Genomic DNA, 19979 nt, shown 5'->3' on the forward strand with positions numbered 1-19979 from the left:
TCTTTTATATGCAAAGAAAATGTCTGGTTCAATGCTTAAAAATATTTGGCTACCCTATACACAAATGCAAACCTGCAACAATCCTGTTATTGCTGAAAATACAAAAGGCTCTGTCATTACATTACAAGATGGTACAGAACTGATAGACGGGATCGCCTCTTGGTGGACAGCATGTCACGGATATAATCATCCCTATATTGCTAATCATGTGCAGCAACAGCTACGTAAAATGCCACATATTATGTTTGGTGGTATGGTTCACAAACCCGCAATCAATTTGTCAGCGAAACTAGCAGAATTATTGCCTGGCGATTTGAATAAAGTTTTTTTTACAGAATCTGGCTCTGTTGCGGTGGAAGTCGCGATGAAAATGGCTATTCAATTTTGGTTAAATCAAAATAAAATGGCCAAAACAAAGATTTTGTCCTTTTATGGTGGATATCATGGGGATACAATGGCAACGATGGCAGTTTGTGACCCAGAAGAAGGAATGCATCATTTATTCAAAGACGTGTTACCTCATCAACATATTATTGCTTTGCCAACAACAAAGGAACTACAACAGCAATTCAGCCATTTTTTAGAAAATCACCATCAAGAAACTGCTGCAATGTTGATTGAACCATTGGTTCAAGGGGCTGGAGGAATGTTATTTCACGATCCAGAAATTTTGTTATTTTTACGTCAACAAGCTGATCATTATAATGTTTTGCTTATTTTTGACGAAATTTTTACAGGTCTAGGACGTACAGGCAGTCTTTTTTCATGTAATCAAGCTGACATCGTTCCTGATATTATAACCTTATCCAAAGCCTTGAGCGGTGGAACCATGGCTTTGGCAGCAACAATTGCTAGAGAACGTATATTTAGTGGTTTTCTATCCGATAAAGAGAGTCATGCCTTAATGCATGGACCAACCTTTATGGCTAATCCTTTAGCGTGTTCTTGTGCTAATGCGTCTTTAGATTTATTCAATCAATATGATTGGAAAAATAATGTCAAAAAAATAGAAGCGCAATTGTCTGAAGAATTATCAATTTGCCGTCAATTAGAAGTAGTAAAAGATGTTAGAGTAAAAGGTGCTATCGGTGTTGTAGAACTCTATAAAATCGAGAATATGAATTTACTCAAAAAACAATTATTGCAACATAAGGTTTGGATTAGACCTTTCAGAAATATTCTCTATCTAACCCCATCTTTTACGATCACAACTGCCGAGTTAAGTCAATTAACTCGTGCAATATATGAAGTCTTGATTCAATTATAATAATTAAAATATTTATTTAATAATTTTTTTTTCTTTTTGATCATTTGAATGGTCAGAGTTTGCTTTTGAAGTAGACTCTGATTTATCTTTATTGTTTTTGCTTTTAGACGTTTTTGAATCTGGAACAATTGAGACTTTACCCATTGAGTTAATAACCGTATTTGTTCCATCACCATTTGGAATAATAATTGGAGCATCATTCATATTTTTTTCAATATATTTTGGTGCGTGGTCATCAATATGGTCAGGTAGAGCCCCTTCGTCAATTTTAAGTGTATTAATTGCGGCACCATGCTTAATTAAATTCTTCTCACCAGCACTTAAGTCACCATCTTCTGGGAAGTCAGAGGGTAGAGAATGATTTTGACCTTGTTCATGTTTCACAACGTCTTCATCCGCACCAAAGGCATGGCTGTAATCTGACAAAGAAAAAGATTGTTCATCATTTGCAACGTCACTTAGTGTTGGTAAAGCCGGAGGACGAGATGGCCAAATATTTTCGCCTTGCGGAAGAATCGGTGTCGAAGCAACAGTTTCACCACGAACTTTCATCATGTTTTCAGAATTACCTTGAGGAGCTTCAGGATTACTCCCTGGTAATCTTACCGTATCATCTAAAAATCTATCAAATCCAGAGCAACCACTAAGCAGTAACATCGTTGCCATAAGAGCAGCATAACTCCGCATCTATAGCCTCCAACTTATAATAAAATCAAAACAGACTGCAATTTGCCTGTAATGCAAAAAAATCTCAAGAAAAAAATTACTAGATGAATATCGTATCTTATGATTTACTAACAAATCTTAATCCAGTTTGAATATATTCCCATCCAGTAATCATCGTAAGAATAGCTGAAATCCACAATAAAACAGCCCCTATCATGCTGACGGGAAACCAAGAAATACCAAGCATTTGCGCTGAAGTATCTCCTGCTAAAAGAAATCCCAACGCAATCATTTGTAAGGTTGTTTTCCATTTAGATAATTGTGTTACTGGTAAGCCAATTTGAGATGAGGCTAAAAATTCTCTAAGGCCACTAACCAGAATTTCACGCGCTAATATAATCATTGCAGGAATTAACCCACCATAAGGTAAACGGTCATAACCTGCCATTACAATCAGTAATACACCCACCAATAATTTATCTGCTATTGGATCCATCATTCGACCAAGATCGGATAACTGTTGCCATGCACGAGCAAGCTTGCCATCAAGATAATCTGTTATTCCTGCAAAAATAAATAAAATGCAAGCAAGAAAATCGGTCAATGGGCAGTGGATCATTACCAATACAGCCAATATGGGAATGACTATGATACGAGATAAGGTCAAACAATTAGGTAAATTAAAAAGCATAATTTTCGCAATGCAGACTGGGGATTAATTAGACGAACTTAACGAAACATTTTATTTGTTATACGTTATTTACAAGAAAAATCCTATATCAAAACTTTATTTTTCCTCTCTGTGCCAATTTGGTCGAAAATGACCATAAATAACCTCGGCCATTGCTTGATTAAACCCAGGGATTGCTTGAATATCAGATAGACTTGCACTCTTGACTGCTTTTGCTGATCCAAAATGATTTAAAAGTAGACGTTTACGATGAGATCCTACACCAGGAATATCGTCTAGTTCAGAACGTTGTATGGCTTTTGAACGCCCACTTCTGTGTGTGGTAATTGCAAAGCGATGCGCTTCATCCCTTAATCTTTGTAAATAATATAAAACAGGATCCTGAATAGGCAATTGAAAAGGCTCTTGATCTTGAGTGAAAAACCATTCACGTCCAGCATTACGATCTTTCCCCTTGGCAATACAAATTAATTTTACATTTGTAATTTCTAATTCTGTCAAAATTGAATCAACAGCTGAAAATTGACCTGCCCCACCATCGATTAATAAAATATCAGGCCAATTTTCAGGATCGGTATGTTTGCCTTTGGCAAATCTTCGAGTGAAAACTTCTCGCATCATACCAAAATCATCCCCTGGAGTGATAGACGATTTGATGCTAAATTTCCGATAAGCCGATTTATTAAAACCTTCTGGACCAGCAACAACCATCACACCGTAAGCATGAGTACCCATTAAATGACTATTATCATATATTTCAATTCGTTGAGGCGTTTTAGGTAAGTTAAAAAGATCTCTCACTTGCTCAAGTAATTTTTGTTGAGAGCCTGTTTCTGCAAGTTTACGTTCAAGTGCACCTTTGGCATTTTCAATAGCGTGGTCAATAACGGCTTTTTTTTCACCTTTTTGAGGAATTGATATATTTACTTTATATCCTGCTTTAAGGCTTAAAGCTTTGCGCATTAATGTCATTTCCGATAAAGGAATATTGAGTAAAATCTGTGACGGTGGTGGCTTATTTTCGTAAAACTGACCCATAAATGCAGAAATAATTTCTTCATCAGATTGTCCTTCTATCTGTGTAGGGAAAAAAGCTCTATTTCCATTATTTCTTCCACCTCTAATGAAAAATACTTGGATGCAGCATTGGTTGCCGATTTGGTAAACAGCAATAACATCTGCGTCGCCAATCGATCCTGGATTGATGACGCCATTGCTCTGCACATAAGTAAAAGCGCGAATACGATCCCTTAGCGCGGCTGCACGTTCATATTCCATTTCTGCTGCAGCTTTTTCCATTTGTTGGGCTAAGTCTTGTTGAATTGTTATTGTTTGTCCTGATAAAAAAGCTTTAGCTTGTTCAACCAAATGGGCATATTCTTCTGGCGCTATACGGTCATCACAAGGGCCAGCACAGCGTTTTATTTGATATAACAAACATGGACGTTTACGAGAGTTAAAAACAGCGTCTGTGCATGTTCTAAGTAAAAATATCTTTTGTAATAATTCAACAGTTTGATTAACCGCCCATGCAGAGGCGAATGGACCCCAGTAATTATTTATTTTAGAAGTTTTACCCCTATGTTTATCAATTCTTGGCCATTTATCTTTGCTCATTATTAACCACGGATATGTCTTATCATCGCGCAGTAAAATATTATATCTAGGTTTAAAACTTTTGATTAAGTTAGCTTCCAGCAATAGTGCCTCTGCTTCGGTATATGTGGTAATGATTTCCATAGAAGCTGTTTGTTGCACCATCCGGCGAATACGATCTGATAAACGTGTTAATTGTGTATAGGAATAAACACGCTTTCTGAGATCTTTTGCTTTTCCAACATAAAGTATCTCACCTTCTTTATTCAGCATACGGTAAACACCAGAATCAGAGGGCATGGTTTCTAAAGCTTTTTTAATAGCAGCCACACCTATTGTGATATTAGTTGGATCTAATTCTTGATGAGTCATCAAAATGCTCTTTACTAAATATGGTTTTTCTTTGTTTTAAAACAGTTATTTTAGTTCTCCACTGTTTCTGTGGATAACTATAGGGATGAATATTTAATATATCGATTTAATAGGCAGTTTTTCAACCCTTATCATGTATTGCCTAAAAATTAATCACTTTTAATAAGCTGTTGAATTTAAAATATTTTTTATTAAGAAACAAAAGATCTACAATCTGATATTATTTTGAATAATTAATAATGAATGCAAAAAAAAAATTATCGAATATAGTGGACAAAAATTTTAAAAATGTTAAAAGTCTATTAAAAATTTGCAAATTATACGTTGCAATATCATCATTATCACCAATAGTTCCTTTACTCTATCATTGAAAATACAATAATGCGTATCATTAGCTGGAATATTAATTCTCTAAGGTTGAGATTGCCTTTGTTAAAAGAACTAATTCAACTGGCAGATCCAGATATTATTTGTTTACAAGAAACGAAGGTTCCTGATCCCTTGTTTCCTCGAGATGATATTATAGCATTAGGGTATCCTTATATTGCTTATAAGGGTATGAAAAGTTATAATGGGGTCTGCATTATTTCGAAACACCCTATAAAACAGAGTAATTTAACCCGAAATTGGTGTAATCAAGCTGATTGTCGTCACTTAGCTATTGAGTTTGAATTTGCGGGACAAACAACAATTTTGCATAATTTTTATGTCCCAGCTGGCGGTGATGAACCTGATCCTGATATTAATCCAAAATTTTTACATAAATTAAATTTTTTGAATGAAGTTACCGAATGGTTTAAAGCGAATTTAGCACATAATAGTATCTTGGTTGGGGATTTGAATATTGCCCCTTTGGAGCACGACGTATGGAGTCATAAACAGCTTTTAAAAGTTGTTAGTCACACCCCTATTGAAACAATAAACCTTACCCAATGGCTAGAAACAGGATTTATTGATGCCATGCGTAAAATAACACCACCTGATGCAAAACTCTATACATGGTGGTCATATCGCAACAAAGATTGGGAAAAGTCCAATAGAGGACGTAGACTTGACCATTTATGGATTACCCCTACACTGACCCCCTACCTTCAAACAGTAAAAGTTTTTAAAGAGGTTCGAAACTGGGAAAAGCCATCAGATCACGTCCCTATTTTACTAGAGTTAAATGAAAATCCATCTATTTAAAATTAAACTTATGGATTTCCTATATCAAATTAGAAATCATCTTTTTGTTCAGTAGCAGAGCTTAAACGATACCCGCCAGCTTCTGTTACTAAAAGAGACACATTTGTTGGATCTGGTTCAATTTTCTGACGCAAACGGTAAATATGTGTTTCAAGTGTATGGGTTGTAACTGCAGAATTATATCCCCACACTTCATTTAACAATACTTGCCGAGGCACAGGTCTGGCACCTGAACGATATAAAAATTTTAGGATTGCTGCTTCTTTTTCTGTTAGCCTAATTCGTTTATTGGTTTTATTTTCTTGTAGCAACTTTGCTGATGGTCTAAAAATATAAGGTCCAATCGTAAAAACGGCATCTTCACTATTTTCAAAAATACGCATTTGTGCGCGCAGACGAGCTAGTAATTCTGCGATACGAAATGGTTTAGATACATAATCATTCCCGCCCGCATCTAGACCACGAACGACATCGTTTTCTTCATCTGAACCAGTCAATAAAATGATTGGCGTTCTACATCCTTCTCTACGTAAATAAGCACATAAATCGCATCCATCCCCATCTGGTAACATAACATCTAAAATAATTGCATCAAAATGTTTGTCAGACTTTAAAATTTTAACTTTTGCGTCCTCAACAGTATTGACAGCATGAACATCAAATTCTCCATCTGTTTGTAACTGCTCTGATAATGTTTCAATTAATTTTAAATCATCATCGACAACAAGAATTGGGTGTAATCCAGCCATTAAACAACATCCTTTTATTTAAAATACACCTATAATAAACGAACCATTCATTAAAAATATATGAAAATCATATCAGCTTTAATATCTTATTAATACTACAATTATCACTTATATTATCATAAAAAAAAAGTTATTATAAAAAAAACAATAAACTGCAAAAGAAGAGGCCAATGGATATCTTAACAATTGTATCTTGCTTATTTTTACTGACAGCGATCAGCAGCACAATAAATCATAAGTATTTCCGCCTTCCAATGACGATTGGAATTATGATTATGGCGTTTATATTTTCATTAATTTTATTTGTTTGCGATTATTCGATTACTTTTTTCTCTGGGTATCACTTTGCAAAAGATCTTTTGGCAGATATGGATTTTCCTAAATTGCTTTTAAATGGTGCTTTGGCATTCTTATTATTTGCTGGTAGTCTACATATTAAATTAGACGAGTTGTGGAAAGCGAAATATAATGTTGCCTCTTTGGCAATTTTGGGCACATTGATCTGTATATTCTCTTTGGGGGTTGTTTTCTGGGGTCTATTCTCTCTTTTTTCTGTTTCAATTTCTTTTGTTTGGTGTCTTGTTTTGGGGGCTATCTTGGCGCCAACCGATCCAGTTGCAATCATTAATATGTTAGGAAGACTGGGGCTCCCATACCGTTTACAAGCTATTTTCGCAGGCGAAAGTTTATTTAATGATGGGATAGCCTTGATGGCATTTACCACATTAATTGGTATTGCGACCAGTGAACATTCCCCTAGTGCTGCGGGATTGGCTTTGACTTTTATACAAGAAGTTTTTGGTAGCGGTATTTTAGGTGCTATTACTGCATTCATTACACTGGCGATTATTAAGCGGATTAATAACGATGATATTATTATCTTATTTTCCTTGGCCTTGGCTGCAGGGACGTTTTCTTTAGCGGATCATCTACATATGTCTGGACCTATTGCTGTGGTTGTCAGTGGATTATTAATGGGGGATTATCTTCAAAAACGTCCGTCAAAAGATGATCATGATACTGTCACTGGGTTTTGGCACGTGATTGACGAGATTTTAAATACATTATTATTCTTGTTAATCGGTTTAGAAATAATGGTTATTCCATTTCACTGGCAAACAATCCTAATTGCGTTAACCTGTATTCCATTCCTGATTTTATGCCGTTTCATTGCTGTAGGTCTCAGTGGATCATATTTATTATATAAAGATAGCAATCCAAAAGGGTTAATCTCGATATTAACGTGGGGAGGTTTACGTGGAGGGATTTCGTTAGCAATTGCGCTGTCCCTGCCCAATATATTCCCAAAAAGTGAAATCCTTGTTGTGACTTATATCTGTGTTATTTTCACAGTCATCGTCCAAGGACTCACTATGGAAAAATTAATCAATTATTTTTATAAATTGAAATAATTATTCAGCATCTTTTTGACGTTCCAGCACAGCACAGAAAAAACCATCTGTTTTATATTGTGCTGGGGTCAATTGAAATGTTGGATTATTTGAAAAATCTGCTGGCAGCAACCCATCTGGCGTATCTGGACAAACCAATTTAAATTCTGGATGCGCTTTTAAAAACATCTCTATCTGATCTTGGTTTTCTTTTTGTAGAATAGAGCATGTGGCATAAATTAAACGACCACCCTCTTTAACCATCTTAGCAGCAGAATCTAGAATCTCAGATTGTTTAGCAACCAATTCATTTAAATCATTTTCTTTGAATTTAAGACGAGCGTCTGGATTACGTCTCCAAGTTCCAGTGCCACTGCAAGGCGCATCAACTAATACACGATCAAATGTTTTTACACGTCTTTTAATCCATTTTGCCCCTTCGGCAAATAGATGGGTTTGCACGTTAAAAACACCTGCACGACGAAAACGTTTTTCAGCAGCACTGACCCGAACGGTGTGGACATCAGACGCTATAATTTGTCCTTTATTTTGCATCATCATAGCCATTGCTAATGTTTTACCACCAGCACCAGCACAGAAATCAAGAACACGCATCTGAGATGTAACGCCAGTCATTAATGCGATGAGTTGGCTTCCCTCGTCCTGGATTTCTATGATACCATCTTTGAACAGATTAGTAGATGTAACTGATTGACGACCTTCAACTCGTAATCCCCAAGGAGATAATGGCATATTTTCAGAAGATATGCCCTCTCGTTTTAACATTTCCTTGGCGTTATCACGTTGTTCTTTTAAAAGATTTACGCGTAGATCAAGAGATGCAGGTTCTAGTAATGCAGAAAGTTCACGATCTATATTTTCACCATATTGCTGTTCAAGCATAGGATAGACCCAATCGGGGATCTCATAACGAACTGCCTTTGGCATCTCTTTAAAGAAAAGCTCTTGACCTTCAAGAGATTGTAAATACAAGCCCTCATTTTGTGTTAACGGTAAAGGCGCATAACGTTCACCAGAAAAAAGGTGGCTTACTTCTGTTAATGTTTTACCTGTTAACATTAAATAAGCAGCAACCATCATTCTTGGGTTAATTGGACTGCCGATGCGTTTTAACCACCATTGTAATTTACGATAATGGCGCATCATTTCCCAAATCTGAGCGGAAACATATCGACGATCCCCTCCGCCAATATAACGGCGTTGCCTGAAAAAACGATTGGCCGTTGCATCAGCTGGTGCATGCCTTTGGTTTTGAATAGTTAATAGCAGTTCAATAACCGCAGATATTTGAGCGGAAGGAGTCATAATTCGATACTTATTTACTTTTAATTAATTGTGACGATAGTTCGGAGCTTCACGTGTGATCGTCACATCATGAACGTGGCTCTCTCTTAATCCAGCTCCAGTAATTTTACGGAACTGAACATTTTTCTTCATGGCATCAATGGTTTCATTACCTGTATATCCCATTCCTGCTTTTAATCCACCAACAAGTTGGTGAACAACGGCTTCGGCGGAACCTTTATAAGGCACTTGACCTTCAATCCCTTCTGGAACCAATTTATGGCTGTCTTTGATATCTTGTTGGAAATAACGATCTGCAGAACCTCTGGCCATCGCCCCAAGGCTGCCCATACCGCGATAAGATTTATAGGAACGACCTTGATAGAGAAATACTTCACCAGGGGCTTCATCCGTCCCAGCAAGTAAAGAACCAATCATCACCACATCAGCACCAGCACCAATTGCTTTGACAATATCCCCAGAAGTTCGAATACCACCATCAGCAATCAACGGAATATTTTCACGGTGACACACTTCTGCAACTTCCATCACAGCAGAAAATTGCGGAACGCCAACACCTGCAACAACACGTGTAGTACAAATAGATCCAGGGCCAATACCCACTTTAACAGCATCAGCACCAGCATCAATTAGCGCCTTTGCCCCCTCAGGTGTTGCTATATTTCCTGCAATTAATTGCACATCTGGGTATTCTTTTTTTAAACGTTCAATTGATTTTAATACACCAGAAGAATGACCATGTGCAGTGTCTACAACCAATACATCTACCCCAGCTTCAATTAGGGCCACTCCACGTTGATATCCATCTTCACCAACACCAGTTGCCGCAGCGCAACGTAAACGTCCAAATTGATCTTTGTTGGCCAAAGGATATACGACTGATTTTTCCATATCCTTGACGGTAATGATACCGACACAACGTTCTTGAGTATCTACAACTAATAACTTTTCAATACGATGTTGATGCAATAACTTTTTAACGTCTTCAGGTTTAACACCTTCTTTGACCGTGATTAGATTCTCTTTGGTCATTAATTCTGCAACGGGTTGATTAGGATTGGTTGCAAAACGCACATCTCTGTGGGTGACAATACCTACTAAGCGGCTAGTATTTCGTTCAATGACAGGTAAACCACTAATGTGATTACGCTTCATAATTTCAATCGTCTCGGCCAAAGTATTATCTGGATGAACGGTTACAGGATCAACGACCATTCCTGATTCAAAGCGTTTAACTTGGCGAACTTGATTAGCTTGTTCCTCGATTGTCAGGTTTTTATGAATAACACCAATTCCGCCATTTTGTGCCATAGAAATTGCCATCGCATATTCTGTTACAGTATCCATAGCAGATGAAATCAAAGGGATATTTAAAGAAATAGAACGTGTTAATAACGTTTTTACAATAGTTTGACTGGGCAATACATCAGATTGCGCAGGGATAATTAATACATCATCGAAAGCCAGCGCTTCACGAATCTGTTTGATTTGAAAAGAAGAATTTGCCATCTTGCTGCCCTTTATAGAAATAAAATGATAATACGGAAAAGGGATAACCCAAGTTTTTTTGGGTTCCAACTATTGGCAATTCTTCATACACTTAAAAGTGATTTTCGACAAGCTTTAAAATTATTTTAACGGATTATCCTTCTTGGATTGATGGTTTTCCTTTAAATCCTGTCGCGATCACATAAAGCTCTTTTGACTCTTTACGGCTGGCTGGAGGTTTTGCATGTTTTACAACTTTGAAGTTTTGTTTCAAAGTATCCAACATTCCTTTTTCAGAGCCACCTTGGAAAACTTTGGCAATAAAAATTCCATGAATATCAAGAATATCTAAGGCAAATGCCAAGGCATCTTCGGTTAGATTAATAATACGAATATGATCTGTCGAAGAATGCCCTGTGGTATTGGGTGCCATATCAGACATAACCAAATCGGCTTTACCCCCTAATTTATCAATCAAAATATCCATATTGTCAGGATCGGTAAAATCACCCTGAATAATGTCAGCACCAGGAATAGGATCAACCGCTAGCAAATCAATGCCAACGACTTTGGTTGCTTTACGATGCACCGCAACTTGAGACCATCCACCAGGAGCCGCACCAAGGTCAATGACTTTCAAACCTGGGCGAAGAAACTTAAATTTTTCATCAAGCTCAATAAGTTTAAAGGCTGCTCTAGATCTCCATCCTTGTTGTTGGGCTGCACGAACATAAGGGTCATTTAACTGACGCGTTAACCATCTTTGTTGAGAGGTTGAACGGCCATTACTTTTTTTTAGCTTCACCGTTAAACTGGCAGTAGAAAAGCGAGATTTTTTCTTTTTAGGCGAACTCTCGTTCGCGTTCTTTTCATCCATAATGAACAACTTTATTGGTTTAAAATTTAATTTTTTACAAGAAAATGAGGAAGATTGAAATTATGTTTATTATTTTTAGTCAGTTTATTTTCTTGCATACTAGTAATAATACCATCACGAATACCACGATCCGCAACGACAATATCTTCGGCAGGCCATATTGTATGAATGGCTTCAAAGATAGCACATCCAGGTAGCAAATAGTGTAATTTACTGTGATGAACTGTAGCATAGTCATAAATTTTATTGAATTTACTGACTAAAATGTGACGAATCATATCCTTTACTTGTGTAGTATCCAGCAATAATCCATCAATGGCAGCCCTACTATATTTAGGTTGTTTCAAGATCATGCTGGCCAAAGCGGTTACGGTGCCACTTACGCCAATAAACTGCACTTGCTCGCGTAATATCTCCGCTCTTATTTGATGAATACGTTCAAAATGATTAATTTTATTCATGACAAAATCAACCATTTGATAATATTCATTTAACGTTAGCTTTTTGAATTGTTCTTTTAGAGTAATTACGCCAACAGGGATACTGCAACATCCAATCAATGTTTGCTTGCGCTTGACGGGATCAATCCTAACCCAAGCAATTTCAGTTGACCCCCCACCAATATCAAATAATAATGTTTTTGTTCTATTCCGTCGCAAAACTTTGTCGTGTAGAAAAGTTCTGCATCCACAAACGGCTAACTCAACCTCTTCTCTGGGTGAAATAACGTTGATGTTCAATCCAGTTTCTTGTTTAACTCGATCTAAAAAAGAAGATGCATTCGAAGCGCGTCGACAAGCTTCTGTTGCCACAGCATACAAATTATATGATTTCCTGCGATGAATGCGGGCTGCACAATGATGTAAAGCTATTAATGTACGATCCATAGCAGCATCACTCAAAAGCCCTGTATCATACAATCCTTCACCCAAACGAACGACGCGATTATAATTATCAATAATTCGCCCCCCCCTTTGACCCGAAGAAACAATCAAAAGGCGACAGTTGTTTGTTCCTAAGTCTAATGCTGCGAACATGCCCCTCGTCCAACTTCTATAACAATTTTAAGACTATCTATATTTTCAAGAATATCGTTGAATATTAATGAATTTAAATAATTGTTTGCTTCTTTTATATATTCTATTTTAAATCTATACCATCATATACTTGTCTTATAAATAATTTAATGATAGGTTTTCAACCTAAATTTACGTTATTGGGGGATAGTTTAGCGGTAGAACTATCGGCTCTGACCCGATCAGCCCTGGTTCGAATCCAGGTCCCCCAGATTAAATTCCCAATATATTCAATTAAGGGTCCCTGAAATGCAGTGGGAAACGATCTTTTTAGATTCAGCACTAGCAATAACTATTATTCCAAATCCACAAATTTTATCTATTGAGCTCAAGAATCAAGTGGAAGATATCTGGGAAGAAAAAAGGAAACTATTTCCTTATTTATTTAATGGTAGAATTTTTAATGTTCAAGAATTAACCTCAAATTTAATTACTGGATATTGGACTGAGTATAAATATGTTTTGGCTCAAACAGAAAGACCCGGATTATATTCAGAACTTGCTATTCGATCTCTTGCTGTTATTGGACTTATTCAATGCCCTCAGGGATTTATTATTGGGAAAAGAACAAATAAATCGGTATATCTACCGGGATATTGGCAGTCTGCGCCTGCAGGAACTGTTGAATCACGCGATAGAAATGATGATATTGATTTAACTCAACAACTTTTAGCCGAAGCAAACGAAGAGTTAGGATTAAATACATTCCATCTAACTAATCCTAAAATCATCTCAGCAACGGAACATACAAATACGCACATTATTGATGTTGGAATTTTGTTAAAGACAGAATTATCATTCACAGAAATTTCTGAGTTATGGAAAAATAATAATAATCCAGAATATGACGAGTTATGTTGCTGTGCTTCTTATACTGATTTACCAGAAAACACTTTGCCCACAACTCGTTTTTTAGTTGAGCATTGGTCAGATTAAGTTAAGAAGCAACCCCTATTCCAATCTGCTTAATATCATGGAATGATAGATCTTTATTGGCATCAATAGTACGCTGCATCATAAAATCTGAAGTGGATAAAAATACTGGATCACCATCAATATCATCAGCAATAGCACTACGATTTGAATTAATAAAACGTTCGATAAGTGCTTTATCCCCTTGCACCCAGCGTGCTTGAGAAAAAGATATATTATCAAAGGTAATTTCAACGCTATATTCATGTTTTAAACGCGTTTGTAGAACGTCCAGCTGCAATACGCCTACCACACCAACAATCGGTGCAGAGCCATCTTGGGGTTTAAATAGTTGCACCACACCTTCTTCAGCTAACTCTGTTAATGCTTGCTTTAGTTTTTTTGCTTTCATAGCATCTTTTAAATTAACACGACGTAAGATCTCTGGAGCAAAATAAGGTACACCTGTGAACTGTAAATCTTCACCTTCGGTTAACGTATCCCCAATCCTTAATGTGCCATGATTAGGAATACCAACTACATCCCCCGCAAATGCCTCTTCAGCAAGTTGACGATCTCTAGCAAAGAAGAATTGAGGGGTATGTAATGCAAATGTTTTTCCTGTGCGTGTATGTTTGAGCTTCATCCCTCTTTCAAGACGACCTGAACAAATACGTGCAAAAGCAATACGATCACGATGATTAGGATCCATATTCGCCTGAATTTTGAATACTAATGCTGTCATGGATTCTTCAGTGGCTGCAACTTGACGATCTTGACTGTCCTGATTTCTTGGACTGGGACCAAAGTCTGCTAACGCATCCAATAAATCCGTCACCCCAAGTTCTTTGATCGCACTACCAAAGAACACAGGTGTTAAAAACCCTGCGTTAAAGTCATCCAAGTTAAATTCGGGCAACCCGACTTTGGCTAATTCCACTTCATCTTGCATTTGTAGAATGCGTTCATCAGTATCTGCAACTTCTTCTCTCAATCGCATCGAATCTTGACGCAGATCGTAAGTTCCAAGGAATTTTGCAGCCCTGCCAACAGGCCAAGTTAACGGTGTCGTTTCCAAAGCCAACGCCGAAGCAACTTCATGTAATAAATCGAATGGGTCCTGAGATTCCCTATCCATCTTGTTGATAAAAGTCACAATGGGGATATCCCTAAGACGACAAATCTCAAATAATTTACGTGTTCTTGCCTCGATCCCTTTGGCGGCATCAATCACCATTACTGCAGCATCAACGGCGGTCAGCGTTCGGTATGTATCTTCCGAGAAATCTTCATGGCCTGGAGTATCAAGCAAGTTAAATATACATCCACCATATTCAAAGGTCATTACTGAGGTAACAACGGAAATACCACGGTCTTTTTCAATATTCATCCAGTCAGATCTTGTGCGACGCTGTTCACGTTTTGCACGCACATTTCCAGCCATCTGAATGGCACCCCCAGCATGCAAAATACGCTCTGTCAATGTCGTTTTACCCGCATCTGGATGGGAAATAATAGCAAATGTTCGACGACGAGAGATTTCTTTTTCCAAAGATTGAGCTGAATTTGACATGAAAATACTCAGGTTAAATAGTGGGTTTTAAACACAGAAAAGCCGAGCGTATGTACACCGCTCGGCGACCTTGCAATAACAGCAAAGAATAATTAACGAGAATAGAACTCGATAACTAGGTTTGGTTCCATTGTTACTGGATATGGAACATCATTTAATTTAGGCGTGCGAACAAAGCTGCCTTTCATTTGACGATGGTCTACTTGCAAATATTCTGGTGTATCGCGTTCTTTACTTTGAACAGCGTCAAGAACGATTGCAAGTTGTTTAGATTTTTCTTTAACTTCAACAACATCATTGTCTTTTAAAGAATATGAAGGAATATTTACTTTTTTACCATTAACCAAAATATGACCATGGTTAATAAATTGACGTGCAGCAAATGGCGTAGCTGCAAATTTCAACCGGTAAACAACTGCGTCGAGACGGCGTTCCAAAATATTGATCAAGTTTTCTGAAGTATCCCCTTTACGGCGTGATGCTTCATCATAATAACGACGGAATTGTTTTTCGCTGATGTTACCATAGTAACCCTTCAGCTTTTGTTTAGCCATCAACTGAACGCTAAAGTCAGATGGTTTTGAACGACGGCGTTGACCATGTTGACCTGGACCGTATTCACGTTTATTAATTGGAGATTTTGCACGTCCCCATAAATTAACGCCTAAACGACGGTTAATTTTATACTTACTTTGTATACGTTTACTCATAACGATTTAAAACTTTCTTATACATCTAATACTGCAGAGGCAAACAATACTAACCTTTTATTGTACTGGTAGTTCCCTAAGTCATTAAGGACGGGTCTACGATTTTATTTCCCAAGTTAACCTCTAACTATCTTGGTCAAAACAATAAACCTCTTTCCCAGCAGTAAAAGCTGTATACGAAGATTATTTTAAAAAGTCAAATAGTTAATAAAAATAATCGTTACAAAATGTTATTAATTTAAAATTATATGATAACGCTATGTATTAATAAATATTAATGACAATTAACATATATTAATATTTATTTATTTTTTTTAATAAATTTTTAATAATAGATAATAAATAACTAAGTACTAATTGATAAATAAAACAATTAATTAAAAATATACTTATTCTATATTGTAATTAAAGTCATTGATTACTACATATAATACTAACAATATAATAATAATTAAAGTATAGGAATGATCGAATGGCATCGACAAGCAATGTGAGTACAGGAATAGTTAGTGGTACAACAGTTTCCACTAATGATACTTTAAATATTTATAATAATGGCATTGCTTCTGGTACGACTATCAGTGCCAATGGTAACGTTAGTGTATATAGTGGCGGCATAATTAATAATACCACTATGTATGACAATGCAGGATTAACTATTGTTAATGGTGGTAGTGCATTTAATACAGACATTAAAGCTGGTCATTTATATGCTTTAAGTGGATCAACAAATTATATTGAAAATACGACAGCAACCTATGCGACTATTTCTGTTGCTGATGGCCAAATTGTTAGCACAACTCTTTATGAGGGAGGAACTTTATTCGTCAGCGATAAAGGAATAGCCAGAGATACTATTATTAATAACTATACAGATCTTGGCCTTGGGATCTCTAATAATGGTTCGGCTTATGGCACAATTATCAATAGTGGTGGGACAATGGAGGTTGCCTCCGGAGGGCACGCTTATGATACCACTATCTATGGTTCTGCAACTGTATTAAACAATGGCAACATTTATGATAACACTATTGGTAATGGGGGTGTTTTAACAATAAGTACCGGGGGTAATTTAAGTGGCACTACCACAATTGATTATGGTGGATCTGCAGTAATTTGGTACGGTGCTGGTGGTAGCGCTCAGTTACTCAATCATAATAATGGACAACTCGTTATCACTGGTTTAACGGGTGGGCAAAACCCAACAACAGTTATCAATATTACAACAACGATTGATAGTTTCTCAGGCGAAAAACCTGGAAATTCAGATGCTATTATTTTAGAAGGTATCAATCAAGAAGATGTTGTCAACGTAGCATATGAAGATGCCACAGGAAAGCCTAGTTCAGATCATGTCACCTTAACTTTAAAAGATGGCTCTAAAATTACTATGAACATCATAGGGGCTGAAAATGCAGGTTATAATCTATCCTCTCGAGATGGACAGTTAGTGTATGAAGTATGCTTTTTAACAGGATCTCTTATTAAAACAATCCATGGCGATATTAAAGTGGAAGAGTTACGCGTAGGCGATGAACTAGTCACCTATGATTGGAAAAATAGTAAAGAAGTCACACAAAAAATCAAATGGATAGGATATAAAAACGCTATTGTAAACCCTAATCTTTCTGACGATATAGCTGGTTATCCTGTGCGCATTTTAAAAGATGCGATTGCAGAGAATGTTCCTTATAAAGATTTACTTATTACCCCTGAACATTGCTTGTTTTTTGATGGTAAATTTATTCCTGCCCGTATGTTAGTTAATAATTATAACATTTTTTATGATTATTCGATCACAGATTATATTTATTATCATGTTGAGACAGAGACTCATTCAGTAATTTGGGCGGATGGAATGTTAACAGAAAGCTATCTAGATACTGGTAATCGCCAAACGTTTCATAACTCAAGAGGTAATGTTATTTTATTTTCTCAAGAAAAAATCACTAAAAATTGGGAAAAAGACAGCTGTGCATCTTTGCTGACAGACCGCAACTCTGTTGAACCGTTATTTAATGATTTAGTTGCTAGGGCACAAAATATTGGTTTATCAAAAAGAATAAATGATCTTGTGTTGGATAATGACTCTCAGCTTTATATTACAACGAAAAACGGTAAAACTATCCATCCTCACGCACAAAACAATGATCGTTTTCTCTTTGCTATTCTTTCTGATACAGACAATATTCGGTTAATTTCTCAAAACAGCCGCCCGAGTGATACAATTGGTGCATTTGTCGATGATCGAAGGGAATTAGGCGTTTTGATTGGCAATATTACTTTATTAAGTCAAAATAGTATGAAAACAATCGATACACATTTAAGCCAAAATGATTTAGATGGCTGGCATGGTATCGAAAGTCACTTATATCGTTGGACAAACGGGAATGCTGATTTGCCCTTGGGACTACGTGGTAATAAAAACTCTCAAGAGGTTCATTATAATATCTTAGTTGTTCATGTAGTCGCAGGTGGACCTTATTTATCATTAACACAAGAAATCAAAAAAGTAGCATGAATACAAAACTAAGAATAGCAGCCATGATAAAAAATTGAAAAACTTTTCTATACTTTAATTATTGTTAAATTCACTTTAAATGCACCCCGTTTCAACGAATTGTGGTGCATTTTTCTTAACTGAATTCATGTCGTTATGTAAATGTTTTGCAATATTTACAGAAGGTCGATATTCGATAGTTTTAATATTTTAGCTTGGAAAACTATATTAAAACGCATAGCATAAATAACAAATAACGTTACTTTAGGAGTTTTTAATGGAAGAATTATTTGCACAAAAGTGGAAATGGTTTGTTGGCTTGGGTATTATTACACTTATTTTAGGATGTTTGGCACTCCTTGATACAGTTCTCGTGACAATTGCTGTGGTTATTGCCTTAGGGGTTGTATTAATTCTTACTGGTATTGCTCAAATTTTTCACGCTTGTTACGTCAAAGGTTGGAAAGGTTTTATCTTTTCTGCCTTAGCGGGAATTGTTTATTTAATTGGGGGAATTTTACTTGTTAAAGGACCCGTATTAGGATCACTTATTCTTACAACTTTTCTGGCGGTTTGTTTTTGTTTTGGTGGCATCATGCGAATAATGATTGCATTAAACCATAAATCAACAGGCGGTTGGGGATTTTTAATGTTTAGTGGTATTATGGGTATTATCGTAGGGGCTATGCTCTTTATTCAACCTTTGAGCGGACTATGGTTTATTGGTTTTATGATTGCGTTTGACCTTATTTTTGTTGGTGCTGGTTGGATACAGCTGGGTCTTAATTTAAAAAATAAGATCAAACAATAATATTAATATATATTAATTGTCTTTCTTCGGTCCTCGAACTAATTCAGAGACAATACCATGTAGGGTTCGTAATTCTTGATCTGTCACCTCTCCTCTTTGAAAAAAGTGACGAAGGTTACGAACCATTCCTGGACGCTTTTGCTCATTACGTAAAAAACCACAATGATCGAGTTCTTTTACCAGGTGAGACATAAAATTTTCAAGTTCACCTTTATTGGCAATATGCGTACCGTTTGTTTGTAGTTGACGTTGAGGTGTTTGTTCTGTTGCCATCCACCATTCATAGGCCATAATCATCACGGCTTGAGCCAGATTTAAAGACATAAATCGTGGGTCTAATGGGTATCTGATCCAATAATCTGTATGAGCAAAATCGTCATTTTCTAAACCCGTTCGTTCTGGACCAAACAAGATTCCAACGTTTAAATCTCGATTGGTCATCTCACGCATCTCTAGCGCACCACCACGAGCAGTCAGTAAAGGTTTAATAATGTGACGTGGGCGTGGGCAAGTTGCAAAAACATGATGAAGATCAGCGACTGCGTCTTCAACCGTTTCGAAAATTTGGGCATTATCTAATAAGCGATCAGCACCAGAAGAGGCTCTCCATGCAATAGATTGAGGCCATCCGTCACGAGGCGCAACAAGCCTTAGATGAAATAATCCACCATTTGCCATCGCTCTGGCAACAGTTCCAATATTTTCACCAAGTTGTGGTCTTACTAGAATAACGATTGGAGTATTTCCGATAGGCACTAAATCCGCGCCACCATCTTTACCAGTCAT

Annotated in this window: 17 protein-coding genes and 1 tRNA gene; 7 read left to right on the forward strand and 11 right to left on the reverse strand. The window is 36.6% G+C overall.

What is annotated here, in order from left to right:
• Positions 1–19 precede the first annotated feature (19 nt).
• Positions 20–1267: an adenosylmethionine--8-amino-7-oxononanoate transaminase gene (locus tag PQG54_RS04200; protein ID WP_271788727.1), complete on the forward strand. Its 1248-nt coding sequence runs from the start codon at positions 20–22 to the stop codon at positions 1265–1267.
• 12 nt (positions 1268–1279) lie between these two features.
• On the opposite strand, the gene PQG54_RS04205 is transcribed toward PQG54_RS04200, so the two are convergent.
• The 3 genes from PQG54_RS04205 to uvrC form a co-directional block, all read right to left on the reverse strand.
• Entirely contained in the window at positions 1280–1954 is a 675-nt protein-coding gene (locus tag PQG54_RS04205) for a hypothetical protein (RefSeq protein WP_271788726.1), read from the reverse strand.
• A gap of 97 nt (positions 1955–2051) precedes the next feature.
• Positions 2052–2624 carry a CDP-diacylglycerol--glycerol-3-phosphate 3-phosphatidyltransferase gene (gene pgsA, locus PQG54_RS04210; RefSeq protein ID WP_271788725.1) on the reverse strand — a complete coding sequence of 191 codons (573 nt, stop codon included), beginning with the start codon at positions 2622–2624 and terminating at the stop codon, positions 2052–2054.
• Positions 2625–2720: 96 nt separating this feature from the next.
• Entirely contained in the window at positions 2721–4592 is a 1872-nt protein-coding gene (gene uvrC, locus PQG54_RS04215; RefSeq protein WP_271788724.1) for an excinuclease ABC subunit UvrC, read from the reverse strand.
• 381 nt (positions 4593–4973) lie between these two features.
• On the opposite strand from uvrC, the gene xth reads away from it, so the two are divergent.
• Positions 4974–5780: an exodeoxyribonuclease III gene (gene xth, locus PQG54_RS04220; protein WP_271788723.1), complete on the forward strand. Its 807-nt coding sequence runs from the start codon at positions 4974–4976 to the stop codon at positions 5778–5780.
• Positions 5781–5809: 29 nt separating this feature from the next.
• On the opposite strand, the gene PQG54_RS04225 is transcribed toward xth, so the two are convergent.
• Positions 5810–6529, reverse strand: a complete 720-nt coding sequence (locus tag PQG54_RS04225; protein WP_271788722.1) for a response regulator transcription factor — start codon at positions 6527–6529, stop codon at positions 5810–5812.
• A 170-nt stretch (positions 6530–6699) separates the two neighbouring features.
• On the opposite strand from PQG54_RS04225, the gene PQG54_RS04230 reads away from it, so the two are divergent.
• The gene (locus PQG54_RS04230) at positions 6700–7941 is read left to right on the forward strand and encodes a cation:proton antiporter (protein WP_271788721.1); all 1242 of its coding nucleotides are present in this window, start codon (positions 6700–6702) and stop codon (positions 7939–7941) included.
• On the opposite strand, the gene PQG54_RS04235 is transcribed toward PQG54_RS04230, so the two are convergent.
• The 4 genes from PQG54_RS04235 to PQG54_RS04250 all read right to left on the reverse strand — a co-directional run bounded on the left by PQG54_RS04235 (position 7942) and on the right by PQG54_RS04250 (position 12648).
• Entirely contained in the window at positions 7942–9246 is a 1305-nt protein-coding gene (locus PQG54_RS04235; protein WP_271788720.1) for an RsmB/NOP family class I SAM-dependent RNA methyltransferase, read from the reverse strand. It abuts the gene before it with no gap.
• A 24-nt stretch (positions 9247–9270) separates the two neighbouring features.
• Complete coding sequence (guaB, locus tag PQG54_RS04240) at positions 9271–10755, reverse strand: IMP dehydrogenase (protein ID WP_271788719.1); 1485 nt, start codon at positions 10753–10755, stop codon at positions 9271–9273.
• A 133-nt stretch (positions 10756–10888) separates the two neighbouring features.
• Positions 10889–11611, reverse strand: coding sequence for an RlmE family RNA methyltransferase (locus tag PQG54_RS04245; protein WP_271788718.1), 723 nt, complete (start codon positions 11609–11611; stop codon positions 10889–10891).
• 26 nt (positions 11612–11637) lie between these two features.
• Entirely contained in the window at positions 11638–12648 is a 1011-nt protein-coding gene (locus PQG54_RS04250) for a Ppx/GppA phosphatase family protein (RefSeq protein WP_271788717.1), read from the reverse strand.
• A 180-nt stretch (positions 12649–12828) separates the two neighbouring features.
• Here PQG54_RS04250 and PQG54_RS04255 point away from each other — a divergent pair.
• Together PQG54_RS04255 and PQG54_RS04260 are read left to right on the forward strand one after the other, a co-directional pair.
• Positions 12829–12899: transfer RNA gene (locus tag PQG54_RS04255), tRNA-Gln, on the forward strand.
• Positions 12900–12936: 37 nt separating this feature from the next.
• Positions 12937–13623, forward strand: a complete 687-nt coding sequence (locus tag PQG54_RS04260) for an NUDIX hydrolase (RefSeq protein ID WP_271788716.1) — start codon at positions 12937–12939, stop codon at positions 13621–13623.
• A 1-nt stretch (position 13624) separates the two neighbouring features.
• On the opposite strand, the gene PQG54_RS04265 is transcribed toward PQG54_RS04260, so the two are convergent.
• Positions 13625–15172, reverse strand: a complete 1548-nt coding sequence (locus tag PQG54_RS04265; protein ID WP_271788715.1) for a peptide chain release factor 3 — start codon at positions 15170–15172, stop codon at positions 13625–13627.
• Between the two features lie 92 nt (positions 15173–15264).
• A complete protein-coding gene (gene rpsD / locus PQG54_RS04270) occupies positions 15265–15882 on the reverse strand; it encodes a 30S ribosomal protein S4 (RefSeq protein ID WP_271788714.1) in 618 nt (205 codons plus the stop codon).
• Between the two features lie 472 nt (positions 15883–16354).
• Between rpsD and PQG54_RS04275 the strand changes: the two genes are divergently transcribed.
• Both PQG54_RS04275 and PQG54_RS04280 read left to right on the forward strand, forming a co-directional pair.
• The gene (locus PQG54_RS04275; RefSeq protein ID WP_271788713.1) at positions 16355–18403 is read left to right on the forward strand and encodes a Hint domain-containing protein; all 2049 of its coding nucleotides are present in this window, start codon (positions 16355–16357) and stop codon (positions 18401–18403) included.
• Positions 18404–18659: 256 nt separating this feature from the next.
• Positions 18660–19193, forward strand: a complete 534-nt coding sequence (locus PQG54_RS04280; protein WP_271788712.1) for an HdeD family acid-resistance protein — start codon at positions 18660–18662, stop codon at positions 19191–19193.
• A 12-nt stretch (positions 19194–19205) separates the two neighbouring features.
• On the opposite strand, the gene PQG54_RS04285 is transcribed toward PQG54_RS04280, so the two are convergent.
• On the reverse strand, positions 19206–19979 hold the full coding sequence (locus PQG54_RS04285) for an RNA methyltransferase (RefSeq protein WP_271789521.1): 774 nt from the start codon (positions 19977–19979) through the stop codon (positions 19206–19208).

The sequence above is a fragment of the Commensalibacter communis genome (assembly GCF_947179015.1).
Lineage (GTDB): Bacteria > Pseudomonadota > Alphaproteobacteria > Acetobacterales > Acetobacteraceae > Commensalibacter > Commensalibacter communis.